Origin of the sequence: Exiguobacterium sp. s101, from assembly GCF_018617835.1 — a bacterium.
Lineage (GTDB): Bacteria > Bacillota > Bacilli > Exiguobacteriales > Exiguobacteriaceae > Exiguobacterium > Exiguobacterium marinum.
Genome location: NZ_JACSKX010000001.1, coordinates 113986 through 134033, shown reverse-complemented (window position 1 = coordinate 134033; position 20048 = coordinate 113986). Strand labels below are relative to the sequence as shown.

Annotated in this window: 24 protein-coding genes; 23 read left to right on the top strand and 1 reads right to left on the bottom strand. The window is 46.6% G+C overall.

Annotated elements, in window-relative coordinates:
• Window positions 1-20: 20 nt before the first annotated feature.
• On the bottom strand, window positions 21-992 hold the full coding sequence (locus KNO76_RS00700) for an asparaginase (protein ID WP_214881474.1): 972 nt from the start codon (window positions 990-992) through the stop codon (window positions 21-23).
• Window positions 993-1099: 107 nt separating this feature from the next.
• Between KNO76_RS00700 and prsW the strand changes: the two genes are divergently transcribed.
• The 23 genes from prsW to qcrB all read left to right on the top strand — a co-directional run bounded on the left by prsW (window position 1100) and on the right by qcrB (window position 20026).
• On the top strand, window positions 1100-1756 hold the full coding sequence (gene prsW / locus KNO76_RS00695) for a glutamic-type intramembrane protease PrsW (RefSeq protein ID WP_026826183.1): 657 nt from the start codon (window positions 1100-1102) through the stop codon (window positions 1754-1756).
• A 15-nt stretch (window positions 1757-1771) separates the two neighbouring features.
• Entirely contained in the window at window positions 1772-2437 is a 666-nt protein-coding gene (locus KNO76_RS00690; protein ID WP_214881471.1) for a flagellar brake protein, read from the top strand.
• 74 nt (window positions 2438-2511) lie between these two features.
• Window positions 2512-3186: a (d)CMP kinase gene (gene cmk / locus KNO76_RS00685; RefSeq protein ID WP_214881467.1), complete on the top strand. Its 675-nt coding sequence runs from the start codon at window positions 2512-2514 to the stop codon at window positions 3184-3186.
• Window positions 3183-3806 carry a lysophospholipid acyltransferase family protein gene (locus KNO76_RS00680; RefSeq protein ID WP_251127827.1) on the top strand — a complete coding sequence of 208 codons (624 nt, stop codon included), beginning with the start codon at window positions 3183-3185 and terminating at the stop codon, window positions 3804-3806. The genes cmk and KNO76_RS00680 overlap by 4 nt, the downstream gene beginning before the upstream one ends.
• Before the next feature lie 175 nt (window positions 3807-3981).
• Window positions 3982-5130, top strand: coding sequence for a 30S ribosomal protein S1 (rpsA, locus tag KNO76_RS00675; protein WP_214702218.1), 1149 nt, complete (start codon window positions 3982-3984; stop codon window positions 5128-5130).
• A 137-nt stretch (window positions 5131-5267) separates the two neighbouring features.
• Window positions 5268-6578 carry a ribosome biogenesis GTPase Der gene (gene der, locus KNO76_RS00670; protein ID WP_214698268.1) on the top strand — a complete coding sequence of 437 codons (1311 nt, stop codon included), beginning with the start codon at window positions 5268-5270 and terminating at the stop codon, window positions 6576-6578.
• 17 nt (window positions 6579-6595) lie between these two features.
• The gene (locus KNO76_RS00665; RefSeq protein ID WP_214881464.1) at window positions 6596-7621 is read left to right on the top strand and encodes an NAD(P)H-dependent glycerol-3-phosphate dehydrogenase; all 1026 of its coding nucleotides are present in this window, start codon (window positions 6596-6598) and stop codon (window positions 7619-7621) included.
• Window positions 7622-7718: 97 nt separating this feature from the next.
• A complete protein-coding gene (locus KNO76_RS00660) occupies window positions 7719-7919 on the top strand; it encodes a DUF2768 domain-containing protein (protein ID WP_026826176.1) in 201 nt (66 codons plus the stop codon).
• Window positions 7920-7924: 5 nt separating this feature from the next.
• Window positions 7925-8635, top strand: coding sequence for a hypothetical protein (locus KNO76_RS00655; RefSeq protein WP_214881462.1), 711 nt, complete (start codon window positions 7925-7927; stop codon window positions 8633-8635).
• Window positions 8636-8744: 109 nt separating this feature from the next.
• On the top strand, window positions 8745-9017 hold the full coding sequence (locus tag KNO76_RS00650) for an HU family DNA-binding protein (RefSeq protein WP_015881465.1): 273 nt from the start codon (window positions 8745-8747) through the stop codon (window positions 9015-9017).
• A gap of 125 nt (window positions 9018-9142) precedes the next feature.
• Entirely contained in the window at window positions 9143-9715 is a 573-nt protein-coding gene (locus tag KNO76_RS00645; RefSeq protein WP_214881459.1) for a heptaprenyl diphosphate synthase component 1, read from the top strand.
• Window positions 9716-9735: 20 nt separating this feature from the next.
• Window positions 9736-10437 carry a demethylmenaquinone methyltransferase gene (locus KNO76_RS00640; protein ID WP_214881456.1) on the top strand — a complete coding sequence of 234 codons (702 nt, stop codon included), beginning with the start codon at window positions 9736-9738 and terminating at the stop codon, window positions 10435-10437.
• Window positions 10438-10440: 3 nt separating this feature from the next.
• A complete protein-coding gene (locus tag KNO76_RS00635) occupies window positions 10441-11403 on the top strand; it encodes a polyprenyl synthetase family protein (RefSeq protein WP_214881447.1) in 963 nt (320 codons plus the stop codon).
• Between the two features lie 91 nt (window positions 11404-11494).
• Entirely contained in the window at window positions 11495-11914 is a 420-nt protein-coding gene (gene ndk / locus KNO76_RS00630; RefSeq protein WP_026826171.1) for a nucleoside-diphosphate kinase, read from the top strand.
• 100 nt (window positions 11915-12014) lie between these two features.
• Window positions 12015-12794: a CheR family methyltransferase gene (locus KNO76_RS00625; RefSeq protein ID WP_214881996.1), complete on the top strand. Its 780-nt coding sequence runs from the start codon at window positions 12015-12017 to the stop codon at window positions 12792-12794.
• Window positions 12795-12803: 9 nt separating this feature from the next.
• Window positions 12804-13967 carry a chorismate synthase gene (gene aroC, locus KNO76_RS00620; protein WP_214881444.1) on the top strand — a complete coding sequence of 388 codons (1164 nt, stop codon included), beginning with the start codon at window positions 12804-12806 and terminating at the stop codon, window positions 13965-13967.
• Window positions 13961-15016 (top strand): 3-dehydroquinate synthase, encoded by a 1056-nt coding sequence (locus KNO76_RS00615; protein WP_214881442.1) that lies wholly within the window; start codon window positions 13961-13963, stop codon window positions 15014-15016. The genes aroC and KNO76_RS00615 overlap by 7 nt, the downstream gene beginning before the upstream one ends.
• Window positions 15013-16263: a 3-phosphoshikimate 1-carboxyvinyltransferase gene (aroA, locus tag KNO76_RS00610; RefSeq protein WP_214881440.1), complete on the top strand. Its 1251-nt coding sequence runs from the start codon at window positions 15013-15015 to the stop codon at window positions 16261-16263. The genes KNO76_RS00615 and aroA overlap by 4 nt, the downstream gene beginning before the upstream one ends.
• 29 nt (window positions 16264-16292) lie before the next feature.
• A complete protein-coding gene (locus tag KNO76_RS00605) occupies window positions 16293-17567 on the top strand; it encodes a tetratricopeptide repeat protein (RefSeq protein ID WP_214881438.1) in 1275 nt (424 codons plus the stop codon).
• 23 nt (window positions 17568-17590) lie between these two features.
• Entirely contained in the window at window positions 17591-18124 is a 534-nt protein-coding gene (locus KNO76_RS00600; protein WP_026826165.1) for a ReoY family proteolytic degradation factor, read from the top strand.
• A gap of 160 nt (window positions 18125-18284) precedes the next feature.
• A complete protein-coding gene (locus KNO76_RS00595) occupies window positions 18285-18725 on the top strand; it encodes a DUF2487 family protein (RefSeq protein WP_214702206.1) in 441 nt (146 codons plus the stop codon).
• Between the two features lie 110 nt (window positions 18726-18835).
• Window positions 18836-19339, top strand: a complete 504-nt coding sequence (locus KNO76_RS00590; protein ID WP_026826163.1) for a QcrA and Rieske domain-containing protein — start codon at window positions 18836-18838, stop codon at window positions 19337-19339.
• A 15-nt stretch (window positions 19340-19354) separates the two neighbouring features.
• Window positions 19355-20026 carry a menaquinol-cytochrome c reductase cytochrome b subunit gene (gene qcrB / locus KNO76_RS00585; protein WP_214881436.1) on the top strand — a complete coding sequence of 224 codons (672 nt, stop codon included), beginning with the start codon at window positions 19355-19357 and terminating at the stop codon, window positions 20024-20026.
• Window positions 20027-20048: the final 22 nt, after the last annotated feature.

Sequence of the window (20048 nt, the reverse complement as noted above, 5' to 3'; positions counted from 1 at the left end):
GGAGACGCTTGTGCGCAAGGTTATTGTTGGAAACTGAAACTGTGTTCCATGACTGACTGTGAGGAACCGGACTCGAGTTCCACGAGCAGCCGGAGTCGGGCTTTTTGTGAATTTAATCCGTTTGAGAATATGAGGCCCATTTCTTTCAATTGTTTGCCACCACCATCATATCCATATACATCTTGCACGATGCCATTGAAGCAACGACTAACAATCACGACTGGAATTTCCTCGACCAAATGTTCGAGTGCTGACAGAAGAGACGGTGGGACGTTCCCTTGGCCTAACACTTCGAGGACGAGTCCGTCGTATCCGAGAGTGATCACAGATTCGAGTAAATCAGGTTCCATCCCGGCAACAACTTTCAAGACCGCGACGCGTTTTGTGATGGATGGAATCATTTTCGGCTGTCTAGTCATCGGTTGACTATAGATGAGTACGTGGTCCTTTGTGACCATACCCACATTTCCGAAGTGGACGGATTTGAACGTATCGACCGAAGAAGTGTGGGTTTTTGTGACGTTGAAAGCCGAGTGGATTTCGCCGTTAAATACGACGAGTACCCCTTTTCCACGGGAGGCTTCACTTTTTGCGACACGAAGGGCAGTAATTAAATTGAATTCTCCATCCGAACCGACTTCATTCGAGGAACGCATTGCACCCGTCAAGACGATTGGGACTGGTGCGCTGAGCGTGATCTGCAGAAAGTAAGCAGTCTCTTCAAGCGTATCGGTACCGTGTGTGATCACAACCCCATCATACGTATCTTGCGTCAATTCTCGTTGAATAAAATGCGCCAACTCAAGCATTTTTTCTGGTGTCATGTGTGGTGACGGGATATTCGAAAAATGTTTCGTTGTAATATGAGCGATATCTGTCGCTTTCGGAAGTGTGGCATCAATCGGATTGACGTCGCTTGGTTCTACGTGACCAGTGCCAGATTGAGACATGGCGATCGTACCGCCGGTGTGGATGAGTAATAAATGATTCATAGATGTCCTCCTAATTATTTTTACGAAGATTTCCATTTTCTAGGCGTTCTATACTTTTTCTTTCAAGCAATTCAGTGTATGCTAAAGAAAGAAAGGGGAGATGTATGATGATCGCAATCGCTTTGTCTGCGGTTGCACCTGGGCTCGCCCTTCTATCCTACTTCTATCTTCGCCATGAACTAGAAGCAGAACCGCTCGGATATGTGATTCGTTCTTTCGTGGCCGGGGCCGTTCTCGTGTTTCCGATCATGTTTATCCAATATGCGTTCGTTGAAGAAGGAGTGCTTACTGGACCGTTTTGGCAGGCGTATATCACTACTGCCTTACTTGAAGAGTTTTTTAAATGGTTTATGATTTATTATACAATATATATACATAAAGTCTTTGATGATTACTACGACGGGATTCTCTATGCGGTCGCCTGCTCATTAGGCTTTGCGACATTGGAGAATTTTTTATACTTATGGGTGTATGATTCATTAGAAATCGCGATTTGGCGAGCCGTTCTGCCGGTAAGTGGACATGCTCTGTTCGCAGTCGTGATGGGTTATTGTTTAGGACGGGCAAAGCACTCGACACGTGAACGTCTGTGGCTATTCATGGCGGTCCTTTCCGCAACGGTCATTCACGGAACGTTCGATTTGATTTTGATTCTTGAACCGAACCACAAACTGCCTGCCGTGCTCTATATCGTCATTTTATGGATGGTGGCACTTTTGCTCGTACGAGCTGCCAATCTGTCTAATCGTCGTCAATTTAAATAAAGGGGAAGAATAAGTATGTTAAAAGAAGGTCAAGAGTTGAGAATTGAATTGGAAGGGCGCGCTGAGGGGAAAACGAAGATTGCCGCCATTACTGATCAAGTCGTATGGATTGAATCCCCGAGCGACATGACGACGTTAAAAACGTTTTTTTTACATGAAGAGGAACAGCTGCGAGTCTATTTCTTTCAAGGAGAAAATCAATTGTATGCATTCGATACAAAAGTCGTGAAACGAATCAGCGATGCACAGATGACGCTTCGCTACGCCTTCAATATGCCGGACGAGAAAAAAATCAAACGGATCCAGCGTCGTGAATACTTACGAGTCCCTGAAATGATTGACGTGAAAGTGCTCGCGACCGACGGAGATAGTTTTGAATCATTCGAGACGATGTCGCTCGACGTTTCCGCTGGTGGGATGAAAATCATCGCCAACCGTGCGCCGGTCGATGTCGATGATTCGCTCATCGTCGTCTTTCGAATTGAAGACGAACATGGTACACCTCAGCTCTTCCGTGTAAAGAGCCGCCTTGTGCGGATACATAAGCAAGAAGTGAAACAGGAACTTTCCTTAGCCTTTGAAGATTTGACATCACGTGACCAGGAAACGATTTTACGATACTGTTTCCGCATTCAGCTTGAAGCACGAAAACGGACAGGGTCTGTATTTTCTTCACGATAAAAAACTGTTATGATGTTCTCGGGATTATTGACCGAGAGGAGGAGGGTATCGGGATCACTCGATACCCGTTTTGTATGAAAAAATCATTACAAATTGCTTTAGACGGACCGGCGGGTGCCGGAAAAAGTACAATCGCCAAGTCATTGGCGAAACAATTGGGATATGTCTATATCGATACAGGTGCCATCTATCGGGCAGTCACGTTTCGTGCGCTGAGCGAAGGGATTGCGCTCGAAGATGGACCTGCACTTGCTCGGATGATTGAGAAGATGACGCTTCGACTCGTTCCTTCTGAAGAAGGACAGCGTGTATTTGATGGAGAGGAGGAAGTGACGAAAGTCATTCGCTCGAGTGAAGTGACGAATAACGTCAGTTTTGTAGCACGCCAACCGGAAGTGCGAGATGCCTTGATGGATTTACAACGCGATTTGGCGAAACATGGTGGGGTCGTTATGGACGGTCGCGATATCGGGACGCATGTTCTCCCGAATGCCGATTTGAAAGTGTTCATGACGGCATCGGTCGAAGAGCGAGCTCGTCGCCGTCACGAAGAAAACCTGTCAAAAGGGATTGCGAGTGATTACGAACTATTGAAACAAGAAATAGCGCTTCGTGATAAACGGGATTCAGAACGTGAAGTCGCTCCTCTCCGCCAAGCTGACGATGCACACTTCCTTGACACGACGACGTTGGCGATTGATGGCGTTGTTCAAGCAATCGAACGATTAATTGAAGAGGTGAAAGCATGAGTAAACCATTAAACAATGGACCGTTCGGTATGTATCGGCTGGCAACAGCCGTCGTGAACGTCATTCAACGGGCATTATTCCGAGTCGAATTTATCGGACGAGAGAATGTCCCTATGGACGGGTCGATTCTCGTCTGCTCGAATCACCAATCGAATTGGGATCCCGTGCTTCTCGCGTGCGCCATTCCAAAGCAGCGTCCGCTCCGATTTTTTGCCAAGAAAGAACTTTTTAGTGTCCCGGTACTGAAGCACATCTTAAATCGGGCGGGTCAAATTCCGGTGTCACGTGGGGAAGGTGACCGTCAAGCGCTTCGTGTCGTGCTTCAAAAGTTGAAAGAGGATGAAGTCATCTCTATCTTTCCGGAAGGAACGCGATCAAAAGACGGTACGCTCGGGAAGGCACAAGCGGGTGTCGGATTCTTTGCGATGCGTTCGGAAGCGCACATCTTACCGATTGCCATCATTGGGAAATACAAGTTTCGTGCGAAACTCCGCGTCATCATCGGAAAGCCGATTGACTTGTCAGAACTGAAAGCACGTAAGGCAAGTGCGCAAGAAGCGTCCGATTTGATCATGGATACAATTGCTGACCTCTATTTAAAGCATTCACTCACGAATTAAAGCATTCACTCACGAAGTGAGGGAAGGATTACGGAATTGAGGTTTAAACTTCTTTCAATAGAGGTACAATCTTCATAACGCCTTGACAAATTCTCGGAATTATAAGAGATTTATACTAGGTGTAAGCGCCTTATGGCGCTCCTTTTTGTACTCATCGTGAGGGGGTAGTGTTGGAATGGTCGAAGAAATGAAAGATATGCCTGATTTTGAAATTAATCGTGGTCAGATTGTGACCGGGACAGTCGTCAAAATCGAGGATAAGCAAGCGCTGATCGATATCGGTTATAAAACCGAAGCGATTTTGCCAATTAGCGAAGTATCAAGCATGCATCTAGACGATTTAAACGAATCACTCCAAGTGAACGACGAGATTCGTGTCAAAGTAAAAAAAGTCACGGACGAAGAAGTGGTCGTTTCGAAAAAGGACGTCGATGCCGAAACAGCTTGGGATCGAATCGTCGAAAAATTCGAATCGGGTGAAGTGTTTGAAGTGATGGTAAAAGATAAGGTCAAAGGTGGCCTTGTCGTCGATATCGGAATTCGTGGGTTTATCCCTGCATCCCTTGTCGAAAGTCACTTCGTTGAAGACTTCTCGTCATACTTGAACAACCCAATTACCGTAAAAGTCGTCGAGATTGACCGCGAAAAAAATCGCGTCATCTTGTCACATAAAGCAGTTGTCGAAGCAGAAATGAGCGCGAAGAAATCGGAAACGCTCGAATCGCTTGAAGTTGGTCAAGTAATCGAAGGAACGGTTCAACGATTGACAGATTTCGGTGCGTTCGTCGATATCGGTGGCGTGGATGGTCTCGTTCACATCTCTGAAATGGCTCATAGCCGTGTCGAGAAGCCGAGCGATGTCGTAACAGAAGGCGATCGTGTCAAAGTGAAAGTTCTCGGACTCGATTTAGATAATGAAAAAGTGAAACTTTCGATTAAAGAAACGCAACCAGGCCCGTGGGAAACCATCGAAGGGAAAATCCAACCAGGGGACGTGATTGAAGGAACGGTCAAACGTCTCGTAACGTTCGGTGCGTTCGTCGAAGTCGCGCCGCAAGTGGAAGGACTCCTTCATATCTCACAAATTGCGAATCGTCACATCGCAACGCCATCTGAAGTATTGTCAGAAGGCCAGGAAGTGAAAGTGAAAGTGTTGGACGTTCATCTTGATGATAAGAAAATCTCATTGTCGATGCGTGCACTCGAATCATCTGAACCGACTCGTCAAGATGATGACCAAGCGTTGCTCGATGAATATAGCGACCAAGGAGGATTCTCTGTTTCTGAATTGACAGGGGATGACTCTTCGGACGACTCAAAATAAGATGATCGTTCAAGCGGGAGTCATACTCCCGCTTCTTTTTGTATGGTCACTTAATTTTGCCTGTGATATGATAGGTAAGTTGCGTTTCGAAATGATGAAATGATGAAATTTTGATAGAAAGTTAGTGAGGTGTTGTTATGGGAATTCCAGCAGTGGCCATCGTTGGCCGACCGAATATCGGGAAATCCACAATTTTTAACCGCATCATCGGAGATCGTGTCTCGATCGTTGATGATAAGCCGGGCGTCACACGTGACCGTATTTACGGTACAGGAGAGTGGCTAAATCGTAAGTTCCATTTAATCGATACAGGTGGTATCGAAATAGGGGATGAGCCGTTGCTCGTTCAAATGCGTCATCAAGCAGAACTTGCAATCGATGAAGCAGATGTTATCATCTTTATGGTGAATGGTCGTGAAGGAATCACAGCAGCCGATGAAGAAGTGGCGAACTTGTTGTTCCGCTCGAACAAACCGATTGTTCTTGCCGTGAACAAAGTGGACAACTTTGAAATGCGAGATCTTATGTATGAGTTCTATTCACTTGGATTCGGGGACCCGTTCCCGATTTCTGGGACACACGGTCTCGGTCTTGGAGATTTACTCGACCAAGTATTTGAACTCGCTCCAGAAAAAGACGACTATGAATATAACGATGATGTCATTCAGTTTTCGTTGATTGGTCGTCCGAACGTCGGGAAGTCTAGTTTGACAAACTCGATTCTTGGTGAAGATCGTGTCATCGTCTCAAATATTGCCGGTACGACACGCGACGCAATCGACACGCCATTCACACGTGATGGACAAGAGTATGTCATCATCGATACGGCGGGTATGCGTAAACGCGGGAAAGTATACGAATCGACAGAGCGTTACAGTGTTATGCGTGCGCAGAAAGCAATTGAGCGCTCGAACGTTGTCCTCGTCGTCCTCGACGGTGAAGAAGGCATCATTGAACAGGACAAACGCGTTGCAGGTCTCGCGCATGAAGCTGGGAAAGCGATTGTCATCGTCGTCAACAAATGGGATGCCGTCGAAAAAGATGACAAGACGATGAAGAAGATGGAAGAAAAGATTCGTCAAGAATTCTTGTTCCTTGATTATGCACCGATCGTATTCTTATCAGCGCTCACGTCAAAACGCTTACAGACATTGTTGCCTGTCATCAAACAAGTGGCAGAAACACATCGTCGTCGTATCTCGACGAGCGTGTTGAACGATGTCATCGTCGACGCGGTCGCGATGAATCCGACACCGACGGATAAAGGACAGCGATTGAAGATTAACTATGCGACTCAAGTTGCTATCGAACCACCGACATTCGTCTTGTTCGTCAACGACCCTGAATTGTTACATTTCTCTTATAAACGTTATTTAGATAATCAAATTCGTAAAGCATTTGACTTCACCGGGACACCGATTCATATCGTGGCTCGTCAGAAAAACTAATAACGGGGGTGCCACTTATGGCAAACGTAGCTGTCATAGGAGCGGGAAGCTGGGGAACGGCCATCTCGCTCGTCTTAGCTGATAATGGACACGATGTCCTGCTCTATGGACGTGAACAGGAACATGTCGATGAAATCAACTCGTCGCACACCAACTCGTTCTATTTGAAAGATGCGCCATTACCGGAATCGATTCGTGCGACGACGGATATGAAAGAAGCTCTCGACGGTCGTAGCATCGTCTTTCTTGTCGTCCCGAGTTCGGCAATTCGTCCGGTCTCAAAAGAGCTGAACTCGCTGTTGACGAAGCCTGTCACGATTGTCCATGCCGCGAAGGGGATTGAACCGAAGACGCATAAGCGTCTCTCAGAAATCATCGCAGAAGAAATCGAACCATCGAAACGCCGGGCAATCGGCGTATTGACAGGTCCGACACATGCGGAGGAGGTCGCGGTTCGAAAACCGACGACCATCACGATCGCCTGTGAGGACCTCGATGTCGCGGACGAAGTGCAGGAGTTGCTCACAAACGATCAGTTCCGTGTGTACTTGAACTCAGACGTCGTTGGTGCTGAATATGGCGGAGCGCTCAAAAATATCATCGCCCTCGCTGCCGGAATGACAGACGGACTTGGCTATGGGGATAATGCGAAAGCAGCCCTCATGACCCGTGGGATTGTTGAAATTGCAAGGCTAGGCGTGAAACTCGGTGCGAACCCTGCTTCCTTCTCGGGCCTCACTGGAATCGGAGACTTGATTGTGACAGCAACGTCACAACATAGCCGAAACTGGCGAGCGGGAAATGCGATTGGACGCGGTGAGCAGCTTGAAGACGTTCTAGGCAATATGGGAATGGTCGTCGAAGGTGTTCGGGCTTGTGAGGCGGCTCACTTTCTTGCGAAAGATGCAGGTGTCGAGATACCGATCACGGAAGCACTTTATAATGTGTTGTTCGGAGGCAAGAGCCCTCATGATGAAGTGAAAAAACTAATGAGACGACCACAAAAGCACGAGATGGAACAAGTCTTTCATTTCGAAGAATAAGAATGGTTTGAAGAGGGGCTGACGTTTTCGTTCAGTTCCTCGCTTTTTTTTGCTAAACTTGAAGTCTGGAGAACATAGAGAAAGTAGGGGGATATACGTGACACCGTCACTCATCAAAATGTGGATTTCATTTGCAGGGATCGGTGCTTTTGCCGTTGCTGCATTAATGGTCGCCATCAGTCATACGAAACTGACCGGTTGGTTTGCGACTCTTGTAAGAATAATCGCGTTCATCATTTTCTTGTTTGGGACTGTTATTATGATTTTTGTCGTCGTCTCAGGACCGACGGGAGGATAAACGTTATGAAAAAGATGATCATCGCTGTCAGTTTGGTACTGACGACTCTGTTGGCAGGTTGTATGTTTCCTGAATCGGAACGGACGAATAATGTTCCGTATGAAAATCAATTAACTACCGTACAAAGTGCGGTCGATGCGTATCGTGAACAATCCGGCGTGTTGCCGATTAAGACGAAACCGGCGGAAACGCCTCTTATGGAGCGTTACCCAATCGAATTTTCACGTCTCGTCCCTGGGTACGTGTCTGACCCGCCGGCGAACAGTTTCGAGGGTGGTGGATTATTCCAATATATTCTCGTTGACGTCGAGACTGAACCCACTGTGAAATTAATTGATTTACGTGTCTCGGAGCGGTTACAGCAACTTCAAACAAACATCAATGCTTTCCGAGCAAAAGAGGGGAAATTTCCGTTCGATGGATCACTCGGCAAGAATCAGTTCACACTAGACTACGATAAAATCTTTATCACGGAGGAACCGGTCATTCCAAGCCCTTATTCTGATCGGGAGCTTCCAATCTATGTAGATGGCACGGGACAACTTTTTGTAGACTATCGAAAAGACGTGGAAGAAGCGCTTCAAAAGACGGATGAGTCGCCAAAAATCGGTGATGATATTCGTTATTTGCTCTATAAAGATGCTCCATTTGCCCCAGCTTATTCTCAAGGTTATACAATAGATGAACAAGGAGAAGTCGTTTTTTTAAACAATTGAGCTTGTTTTGATAGTGAATGTCATGAAATCATGCAAAAAATGTTGTCATATCAACGTTTGTACGATATGATTAATCCCGTAAACTCCCTGTGAGAGGAGGTGAATCGTGATGAACAAAACTGAATTGATCCAAGCTGTTACTGAGAAAGCCGATGTTTCTAAAAAAGAAGCAACGAAAATCGTAGAAGCTACGTTTGAATCAATCACTGAAGCACTCCAAAACGGTGAGAAAATTCAATTGATCGGTTTTGGTACTTTTGAAGTTCGTGAGCGTGCTGCCCGTAAAGGTCGTAACCCACGTACAAAAGAAGATATCGAAATCCCAGCGAGTAAAGTTCCTGCATTTAAAGCAGGTAAAGCGCTCAAAGATGCGGTCAAGTAATCTGCAATACATAAGTCGCCGATAGGCGGCTTTTTTGTTGTGTTTGCGAGTTCGAATGACGTGAATGTGACAAAAATGTGCTATACTATGTCAGAATGACAATGAAATGGGCGAGGGGGGATAGCATGGAAAAGTTGACAAATGAATTTGTTGTCACAGACCTTGCTCGTCAAATCGAAACACGTATGAATCATCCCTATTTGACGAAACACGAGGTGGTACCAGCCATCGACATGCTGTTGCTTCGTTGGATGGTCGAGATGATTGATTTGGAATCGATTGAGCATCGACAACTCGTGATGGCAACCTATTTTGCACATCAAGCGCTCGAATTACACGATCAAGTGAACAGTAGTCCGAGAGGGTCTCTAGCCCGCCAATTAAAAGTGCTCGCTGGCGACTTTGCTTCGGCTCAGTTTTATAAAATCTTGACAGACTTTCCATCGTCATATGGTGACCAGTTTGGGCAGTCCGTACAGCGCGTCAATGCGGCGAAGTGTACCTTGTTGCTCGAGAAGAACGCCTCGATGACTGTTTGGCTTGAAGCAAACATCGGATTGATTCAAACACTTTCCGAATTGATTAAACAACCTTATTTAACAACGAGTGGGAAACAAATGATTGAAAAGAAAGCGACAACCCTCAGGCAAGACCAAAAAGAGCAACTGACGACGTTGCTCGCATATGCGGTCGCTTAGAACGGAAAGGATGTTACACGTTGCAACCGATAGAAAAAGAGCAAAAAGTATACGAAGTATTTCAGTCCATTTCTCCTAGCTACGATGCGATGAACTCGATTATCAGCTTCCGACTTCATAAATGGTGGCGACGGACAACGATGAAAAAAATGAACGTCTTTCCAGGGGCTAAATGTCTAGATGTTTGTTGCGGGACAGCCGACTGGACAATTCAATTGTCGAACGCTGCCGGAAATACGGGTGTCGTCAAAGGTCTCGATTTTTCAGAAAACATGCTAAAAGTTGGAGAAGAAAAGGTGAAATCATGGTCGAACATCGAGTTACTTCACGGCAATGCGATGGCGCTGCCATTTGGAGATCACTCATTTGATTACGTCACGATCGGATTTGGACTGCGGAACGTTCCGGATTACATGACGGTATTGCATGAAATGCATCGGGTCCTGAAACCGGGAGGGACGGTCGTCTGTCTCGAGACAAGTCAACCGACAGCACCGGTCTTTAAAGAATTGTATCGATTTTATTTTGGGACGGTCATGCCGCTATTCGGTAAAATGTTTGCCGGGTCATATGATCAGTATAAGTGGCTCCAAGAATCGACCGACCAATTTCCGGATCGTTTGAAGCTCAAACGCATGTTCGAAGAGGCCGGGTTTGAACAAGTCGAAGTGAAGACATTCTCCGGAGGTGCATGTGCCATGCATCTAGGAAAGAAGTGGTGAAACATGTCTTTGAAGCGACTTTATCGTCATATGAACCGAGAGATTGATCAAATCGATCAATTTTTATCTACTCGAGTCAGGACGGACCACCCCGTCATTGAATCAGCATCGCGCCAACTCCTCGATGCGGGTGGCAAACGCATCCGACCAGCCTTCGTCCTATTGAGCGCAGGGTTCGGTGAGACGAAAGATATCCGTTTGACGAAAGTTGCCTCAAGTCTTGAATTGATTCATATGGCATCACTCGTCCATGACGACGTTATCGATGATGCGATGCTCCGTCGCGGAAAACCGACCGTAATGGAGCGATATGATGAAACAGTGGCGATGTATACGGGAAATACGTTATTTGGAGAGGCGATTCGTCTCGTATCCGAAATTGAGTCACCGCAAGTGATGCGAATTATGGCAGATACGATGGAACGTATTTGTGTAGGTGAAATCAATCAAATCCAAGATCAATACGAATGGGCACAATCACCAAAGCGATATTTAGATCGAATTGCACGAAAGACTGCTCTTTTGATTGAAACGAGTTGTGCGGCTGGCGCCGTCATTTCAGGAGCATCTCCTCAAGTGGTGAAACAGTTGAGCCTGTTCGGATATGATATCGGCATGGCGTTTCAAATGACGGACGACTTGTTGGATTTTACGGCGAAAAGCTTTCAACTCGGCAAACCAGTCGGTGAAGATTTAAAACACGGTCATAAGACTTTGCCACTCCTTTATTCTTGTGAAGACCCAGGTTTTTATGATCGTCTTTGCCGGGTGAACGCGTCAACGGATTCGGAAGTGACGAAGTCTCTCGTTCGGGAAGTGCAACAAAATGGAACGCTAGAACGAAGTCAACACACGATTGACCGATATGTAAATCGTGCCATCAGCCGGTTAGAAGGGTTGCCAGATGTCCCTGATAAGCGATCGTTGATTGAAATTGCACAATATATTGGAAAGCGTAAATGGTAAACTCCCATGGAACCCCTTTCAAAAATGTGAAAGACCATGTACACTAAAAACGTACATCGTACACACTTATTGACTTAGGGGGATTTGGGGAATGGAAAAGACATTTTTAATGGTTAAACCGGATGGGGTAAAACGTGGATTGATTGGGGAAATCGTCTCACGCTTTGAAAACAAAGGATATACATTGAACCGTCTCAAAATGGTGACACCGTCAGTTGAGGTCGCGGAGGCACACTACGCAGAGCATAAAGAAAAACCATTCTTCGGTGAATTGGTAGAGTTTTTGACTTCTGGTCCGGTCGTTGCGATGGAATGGGAAGGTGAAGACATCGTAGCGGTCTCTCGTCTTATGATTGGAAAGACGAAGCCACTTGATGCGCAACCAGGAACAATTCGCGGCGATTTTGCATCAACGATGTCACAAAACGTGATTCATGGTTCTGATAGTGTGGCAAGCGCAGAGCGCGAACTTGCACTTTGGTTCGCTGAAATCGCCTCACACGTTTCATGACTTTTCGAGGGACGGGGAAACCTGTCCCTTTTTGATTCCCTTGAAATGCCTATGTTCAGAAGAATGAGGAAATGAGAAAGAATTGAGGTTGAAATTGGTGATGAATGATTATGCCATCTTCGTAAAAAAGTTTTATATCAAGTCTGGTATTGACTTGAATTTATATAAAGAGGCGCAGATGAAGCGTCGAATGGTCGCCTTGCGTGAAAAGAAAGGGTATGCATCGTTCCTTGAATATTTGAAGGCGATGGATAGGGATCGTCAGTTATACGAGGAATTTCTTGACCGGATGACGATCAATGTGAGTGAATTTTACCGTAACCCGATTCGGTGGCAACAGCTAGAAGAGGATATTCTGCCTTATTTGATCCGTTCGAGTAAAGGGAAGCTTCGCGTGTGGAGTGCTGCCTGTTCGACAGGAGAAGAGCCCTACTCGCTCGCCATGTTACTGTCAAAACATTTGGCTCCATCTCAATTTTCAATCATGGCTACAGATTTAGATGATGTCGTCATCGAAAAGGCGAAACAAGGAAAGTATCATGAACGGGCACTGATTGACTTACCCGTTGAGTTTCAAAAGCGTTACTTTACGCGTCGTGGGGAGGACTATTTCATCTCAGACGAAATTAAGCAACTGGTTACGTTCAAAAAACATAACCTATTAGCGGATGTATATGAACGAAACTTCGACTTGATCGTCTGTCGAAATGTATTGATTTACTTCACAGAAGATGCGAAAGGAAAAGTATATTCGTCGTTTCAACGGGCGTTACGTCCTGGTGGGATGTTATTTGTCGGTGGAACCGAACAAATTTTCCAGCCAAAGCGTTATGGCTATGCGATGAAACAAAGTTTCTTTTACGAAAAAATAGATGGATGAGGTGAACGGATGCGTTATTTGACAGCTGGTGAATCACATGGTCCGGGACTGACGGTCATCGTAGAAGGTGCACCTGCAGGACTTGTCGTAGACATTGATCAGATGAATCTTGAATTGAAAAAGCGGCAGTCCGGATATGGGCGAGGACGTCGCATGCAAATCGAGTCTGATCAAGTGGAGGTTCGTTCTGGTATTCGACATGGGAAGACAACCGGTGCCCCAATCACTTTTTGGATTGAAAATAAAGATCATACGCACTGGAAACATGTGATGCAAGCAGAATCGATTGAAGGCGACATCGAGGTGAAGCGTCGCGTCTCACGACCGAGACCTGGACATGCGGACCTAGTCGGTGGATTAAAGTATGACCATCGAGACTTGAGAGATGTTTTAGAACGCTCGAGTGCGCGAGAAACGGCAGCCCGTGTCGCAGTCGGGGCTTTTTGTAAGCAACTGCTTCAACAAGTTGGGATGTCACTCTTTAGCTATGTAAAAGTGATTGGTGGGGAGAAGGCAGATATGCAGACGTTCGATTCGTTAGAAGAAACTTTGGAGATTATCGACGCATCACCTGTACGTACATTTGATACGAAAGCTGCAGAAAGAATGATGCAACGAATCGATGAGGCGAAAGCGAATGGGGACTCGATTGGCGGAATCGTCTGTACCGAAGTGCATGGTGTCGTTCCTGGTCTAGGCTCTTACGTACAATACGATCGAAAACTGGATGCGAAAATCGCGCAAGCTGTCATGAGTGTCAATGCTTTCAAAGGTGTCGAATTTGGGGACGGATTCGAGATGGCGTATCGGCCTGGTTCGGAAGTAATGGACCCGGTTGCTTATGGAGATGAGGGGTATACCCGACTCAGTAATCACCTCGGCGGATTCGAAGGCGGGATGACAACGGGTATGCCGATTGTCTGTTCAGCGGTCATGAAACCGATTCCGACGCTCTACAAACCGCTTCAATCCGTCGATATTGATACAAAAGAGGCATTCCTTGCTCAAATTGAACGGAGTGACTCGTGTGCTGTACCTGCAGCATCCCTCGTCGTCGAGGCGGTCATCGCGTTTGAAATCGCGAAGGAAGTGTGTGAGACGTTCGGACATGATACGATGGAACGAATCAGTCGCCGTGTCGAGGATTACCGGGAGGAGATACGCATATGGTGACGATTCCAATTGCGGCATCGACCCCGTATGATGTCGTCGTCGATGATCAAGACCGGTGGATTAAAACGATTGAGTTATCAGGTTATCCGATACTTTGGGTCGTCACGGACGAACATGTCGATTCTCTATACGGGAACTCATTTCGTACACAGTTGGAACAAGTGCATTCACACGTCGTCTGGTCCGTCGTTGAGGCGGGTGATGCGTCAAAGTCGTTAACCCATCTAGAACATCTTGTCGCGGAAGGGTTAAGTCACGGATGCGATCGTCACTCACTGATTGTCGCCTTCGGCGGTGGGATGATTGGTGACTTGGCTGGCTTTTTAGCAAGCGTCTACATGCGTGGTGTTCCTTACATACAAGTTCCGACGACGATTTTAGCCCATGATTCCGCTGTTGGTGGCAAAGTTGCGGTCAACCATCCACTTGCGAAAAATGCGATTGGGGCGTTTTATCAACCGATTGGAGTCAATTATAATGTGTCTCGACTCAAATCCTTACCGGTTCAAGAAGTGCGGAGTGGTCTCGGTGAACTGTTGAAACATGCGTATTTGTCACGTTACGTCCTCGAAACCTCTTTCGAGGACGACTTGTTTTTAGCTTTGACGGATGTTGAACAAATCGATTGGGTTTGTTGGCTTGCCCGTGGAATTGAAGTGAAACGAGTGATAGTCGAAACAGATGAGCGAGAACAAGGGATTCGAGCTTGGCTTAATTTCGGACACACATTCGGACATGCCCTTGAATCAGTCGAAACTTATCGCATCCCACATGGTGAAGCAGTATTGCATGGTATGGTGTTCGCCTTTTTACTGTCCGGAAATGAAGTCCGGGCCAAGCGTTTGTTCGATTGGATGCGTTTGAATGATGTCACGCCGATCGACTGGAAACCGTTCTCTTATTATGTGGACAAAATGGTTCGGGATAAAAAGAATCGTAATGGGTCGATTCGTTTTGTATTACTTCGTGAATCAATTACTGTTGAACCGGTGGCGCTAGAGCTCCTTCAACGTACGTTTGAGCAGATGAAAGGATGGTGGGAACGATGAGTTTAAACGGTTCAATCCGTGTCCCGAGTGATAAATCAATCACGCACCGGGCGCTGTTATTTGGAATGATGGCGAGCGGGACGACGCGTGTGCAACATCCTCTTCTCGGTGCCGATTGTCGTTCGACGCTCGAGATGATTCGGTTACTCGGAGCCGACGTGGAGGAACAGCGAGAAGAGCTGATCATCACAGGAATCGAGTCACCGCAATCGGCACGTCTTGACTGTGGAAACTCGGGAACGACCATGCGCTTATTGATCGGTCTCTTGTCCGGCTATAACGGGTCATTTGAACTTGTGGGTGATGACTCGCTATCGAAACGTCCGATGCGACGGGTTACCGCGCCGTTACGTGAGATGGGAGCACACGTCAAAGGAGATCAGGCACCGCTCTTCATCGAAGGGGCGATGCTTCAATCCATTGACTATACGTTACCTGTGGCGAGCGCCCAGGTAAAGTCAGCCATTCTACTCGCCGGATTACGCGCCTCGGGAACGACGATTGTTCGCGAACCGATGTTGTCACGAGACCATACAGAGCGTATGTTACCACTATTCGGAGCGAAACTATCTGTCGAAGTGGAAAAAGGGGAGCGCGTCATTCGCGTCGACCCATCTCGGTTGATTGGAGCGACGGTGAACGTGCCGGCGGATCCGTCTTCGGCCGCCTTTTTCTGGGCCGGGGCATCCATCGTATCTGGAAGCTCGGTGACGACAACAGATGTTTGTTTGAATGAGACACGAATCGGCTTTTTACGGACGCTTGAGCGGATGGGGGCGAACGTCGTCATTTCCAATGAACGACTGGTCGGAGAAGAGATTGTCGGTGACGTCACGGTCAAGACGAGCGCACTATCCGGTACAGTTGTTGAAAAGGACATGATTCCCTCACAGATTGATGAATTGCCATTATTTGCACTCGTCGCCTCACAGGCGAACTCACCGTCAGTCGTGAAAGACGCTGCGGAACTTCGGGTGAAAGAGACAGACCGTATTGATTCGGTCGTCTCACAACTCAGAAAACTTGGTGTGGACATCGTCGGTACCGAGGACGGATTCATCGTTAATCCGAGTCGACTTCACGGAGGAAGTGTCACGACGTATGGAGATCACCGCTTATCCATGATGTTACAAATCGCCGCACTCATGACAGATGAATTCGTTCACATTGAAGAAATAGAAGCATCCGATGTCAGCTATCCGCGATTCCGTCAAGATTTACAACGGGTTCAACGTAAGATAGAATAACGACAAACCGAAGGCCAGGAGGACGAAACATGCTAGATGAATCAGCATTAACACATATAATCGAGATGCTTGAGTCTGGTGAGACTGAACATGCGCTCATGCATATTGAACAACTTGAGAAAGAAGGGTCAGATGATGATCGCTTAGCGGTTGCTGACCTGTATTTAGAACTAGGTCTTGCCGACCGTGCTACCGAAGTACTTTCTAAACTGTACGTCGATTACGAAGGGGACCCAAACGTTGCCCTATCACTCGCGGAAGCATATTTAGATAGCGACCGGGAAGAAGAAGCGATTGCTGTTCTTGAGAAAATCAAGTCGAATGACGCGGAAACACAAGTGAGAAGCCTCGTCTTGTTAGCTGACTTATATCAATCTCAAGGGTTGGATGAAGTGGCTGTGAAAAAACTGGTGGAAGCACTTGAAAAGAACCCAGACGAACCGTTATTGATTTATGGCTTGGCCGAACTTTACGCATCGACCGGTTCATTTGAACAAGCGATCCCGCTCTATGCGCGACTTCCAAAAATGAAACTACCTTCAGAAATTGATTATCAGGCGGATTACGCAGAGGCCCTCACGATGGTCGGCTCGTTCGAAGAGGCGCTTGAAGAGTACGAATCAGCAACCCATCGTGATTTGAATACCGTCTTCGGTCATGCGATGACGGCACATCGAATTGGACGAGAGGAAATTGCGATTAAGCAGTTTAAAGAACTTCAGGCGATGGACCCGGACTTTACTTCGCTTTACCTTCCTTATACCGAGTCGCTCGATGCAATCGGACAAACGGAAGAAGCATTAGAAATCATCGGCCAGGGTATCACACGTGATGATTACAATGATGAGCTTCGTCATGTCAAAGCAAAACTGCTTCTCAAACTTGGAAATCGAGAAGGTGCCATTAAGGAACTCCGTGAAGCGCTCGTGCTAAATCCGGAATCGATTCAAGCGACAGAACTCCTCTTATCAATTTTGTTCGAGACAGGAGAATTCGATGATGTTCTCGAAACAATAGACGCACTCGAAGACCACACGACGTCACCGCTCATGACATGGTATAAGGCGAAATCGAAATATGAGCTCGAAGAGTACGAAGAAGCGGTCAGTCTGTATGCATCAATCGAACCGATTTTGAAAGAGGACGTGTCATTTGTGACGGAATGGGCTACACTGTTGATAGAGGAAGGTCGTAGACAAGAAGCGCGACGTGTGGTCGAGCAATCGCTTGCATTGATGGTCGATCTCGAAGATCGTCAAGTACTCGAAGATCAGCTCGAACAATTGTCTGATGACGTAGAATGATAAAGGGAAGGGAATGAGGTCAAATGGTCGAGCGGAAACGGAAATTTTTGAAGCGATTCGTCGCTCATCATACACTTCGCAAGCGCGAAGCAAAGTGGATTCTTGACTATTGGTTGAGACATCCTGATAAGCTGGGAAACGTTCATTTCGTGACAAACGCCTCAGTCTCGCCACGAAGTCTTGTGATGACGGCTTACGGCTTTGACGGCGAACCGTTTCGATACCGACGGGGAGACCTTGTGACCATGAATCCTGAGAAAGCCTATCATGATATTCGTCTACACGATGGGCCAATCTATGTGGAGTTAAATTTTCAAGGCATGATGATTGATGAGAATTGGGTGGACATCGTGGAACAGAATCCCTTTGAGCCTGTGGCGGAAGTGAAAGATGAAGTATCCTCCTCAGCCCAAACGGTCATACAAGCCTCTGTTGCTCAATTTGAAGAAGAGCGATTATTGATTGAAATCGATAAGGCGCTTGATCGCAGAGACGAGAATTTATTCCGTAACTTGACGAGTCAACTCCATCAAGTGCGGGCATCGAAATTATTTTGAAAAAAACAAGCGATTCCGTTCCGGTAGTCGCTTGTTTTTTGGTATATTAATAACGTAGGAATACACAATTATTTCACAGTTCGTTCATAAGTTTGGAATGTGAGCGATGTCATGTACGCTACAATAGACATGATGAGATAAGTTGGAGAGGAGGGAAAAGATGAGGTTCGATAGTCAAGGGGCACTGCGCTCGATTGCCGAACGACAATATGTCGATACGCTCATCGTTCCGCTCGCAGAATTGGCGTTTGGTGAAGACATGGTTCGTAAAGCCGAAAGCTATGAAGTGATTCATGCCGTCACGGTTGAAACAGAACGTCAGTTATCTGGTCGAACGATGCTCAGCCCGCCAATTAGTTACACCGATGTCGAAGCCGGAGTGGAATTGGCAAAAGATGTGGTGACAAAAGCGGATTCATCCGGATTTTCTCACGTATTGTTTATTGCGTCAGACATCCGTTTCAAATCGTATGATTTGCCGATTATGTTTGTACCGCCGCTTGCGTTAGGAGCGATGTCGAGCGATCAAGCGCACACGATGGTTCAAAATTTTGCGACACAAGTTATCACAGAGCTTTCGAGCCGTTGGATGGCGACATGAAGCGGTTGACGTAGAGGTTTTATTGATATACTATTTTGTTGAGTGAGAAATTTTTGTGAAGAATGCATAAAGAATTATGGGGTTATGCACACGAATGAGGGGGGAACGAAATGGCTCAAAATGGGTCAAAAGTCACACGCCGTCAGTTCTTAACGTACACACTGACTGGAGTAGGTGGCTTTATGGCGGCAACATTGATCAGTCCGATGGTCAACTTTGCGATCGATCCGGTCTTGAAAAAAACTGGAGCAGGCGACAAAGTAAAAGTTATGAGTCTTGATGACATCACGACTGAGCCGCAACGTGTCGACTTTAAGAAACAAACACAAGATGCTTGGTACGAATTTGAAGAAACACTTTCAGCATGGGTTTACAAAACAGAAAGTGGCGAGATAGTCGCACTTTCTCCGATTTGTACACACCTCGGCTGTCAAGTAGCTTACGCGGGTGATCCAACTCGTCCAACTGAATTCTTCTGCCCATGTCACTTAGGACGGTATGAAAAAGATGGGACGAACATCCCAGGTACACCACCAACAGCACCACTTGCTCGTTATGAAAAAGAAGAAAAAGATGGGTTCCTATATCTAGGTAGCCCAATTTCACAGAAGTGAGAGGGGGACTAGTCGATGTTACAAAAAATTTATGATTGGGTCGATGAACGCGTAGACATCACACCACTTTGGCGCGATATCGCAGACCACGAAGTACCGGAACACGTCAACCCTGCTCATCACTTCTCTGCATTTGTCTATTGTTTTGGTGGTTTGACGTTCTTTACAATCGTCATTCAAATCCTTTCGGGGATGTTCTTGACGATGTATTACGTACCAGACATCATTAACGCTCACGCGTCAGTGTACTACTTACAAAATGAAATCGCACACGGACAAATTGTACGTGGGATGCACCACTGGGGCGCATCAGTCGCCATCGTCATGTTATTCTTACATACGCTCCGCGTGTTCTTCACGGGATCGTATAAGAAGCCACGTGAACTTAACTGGGTTGTTGGTGTTCTCTTGTTCTTCGTCGTCTTGGCGCTTGGACTTACAGGATACTTGCTTCCTTGGGACATGAAAGCATTGTTCGCAACGAAAGTTACGCTTCAAATCGCTGAAAGTGTACCGATCATCGGTGGTATTGCGAAGACACTTCTCGCCGGTGGTGAGATTGTCGGGGCGAGCACACTCGCACGATTCTTCGCGATCCACGTCTTCTTCTTGCCGGCGGCATTGTTTGGATTGTTGGGAGCCCACTTCTTGATGATTCGTAAACAAGGTATTTCTGGACCGCTATAAACCGATTCGAGGAGAAAAAGGA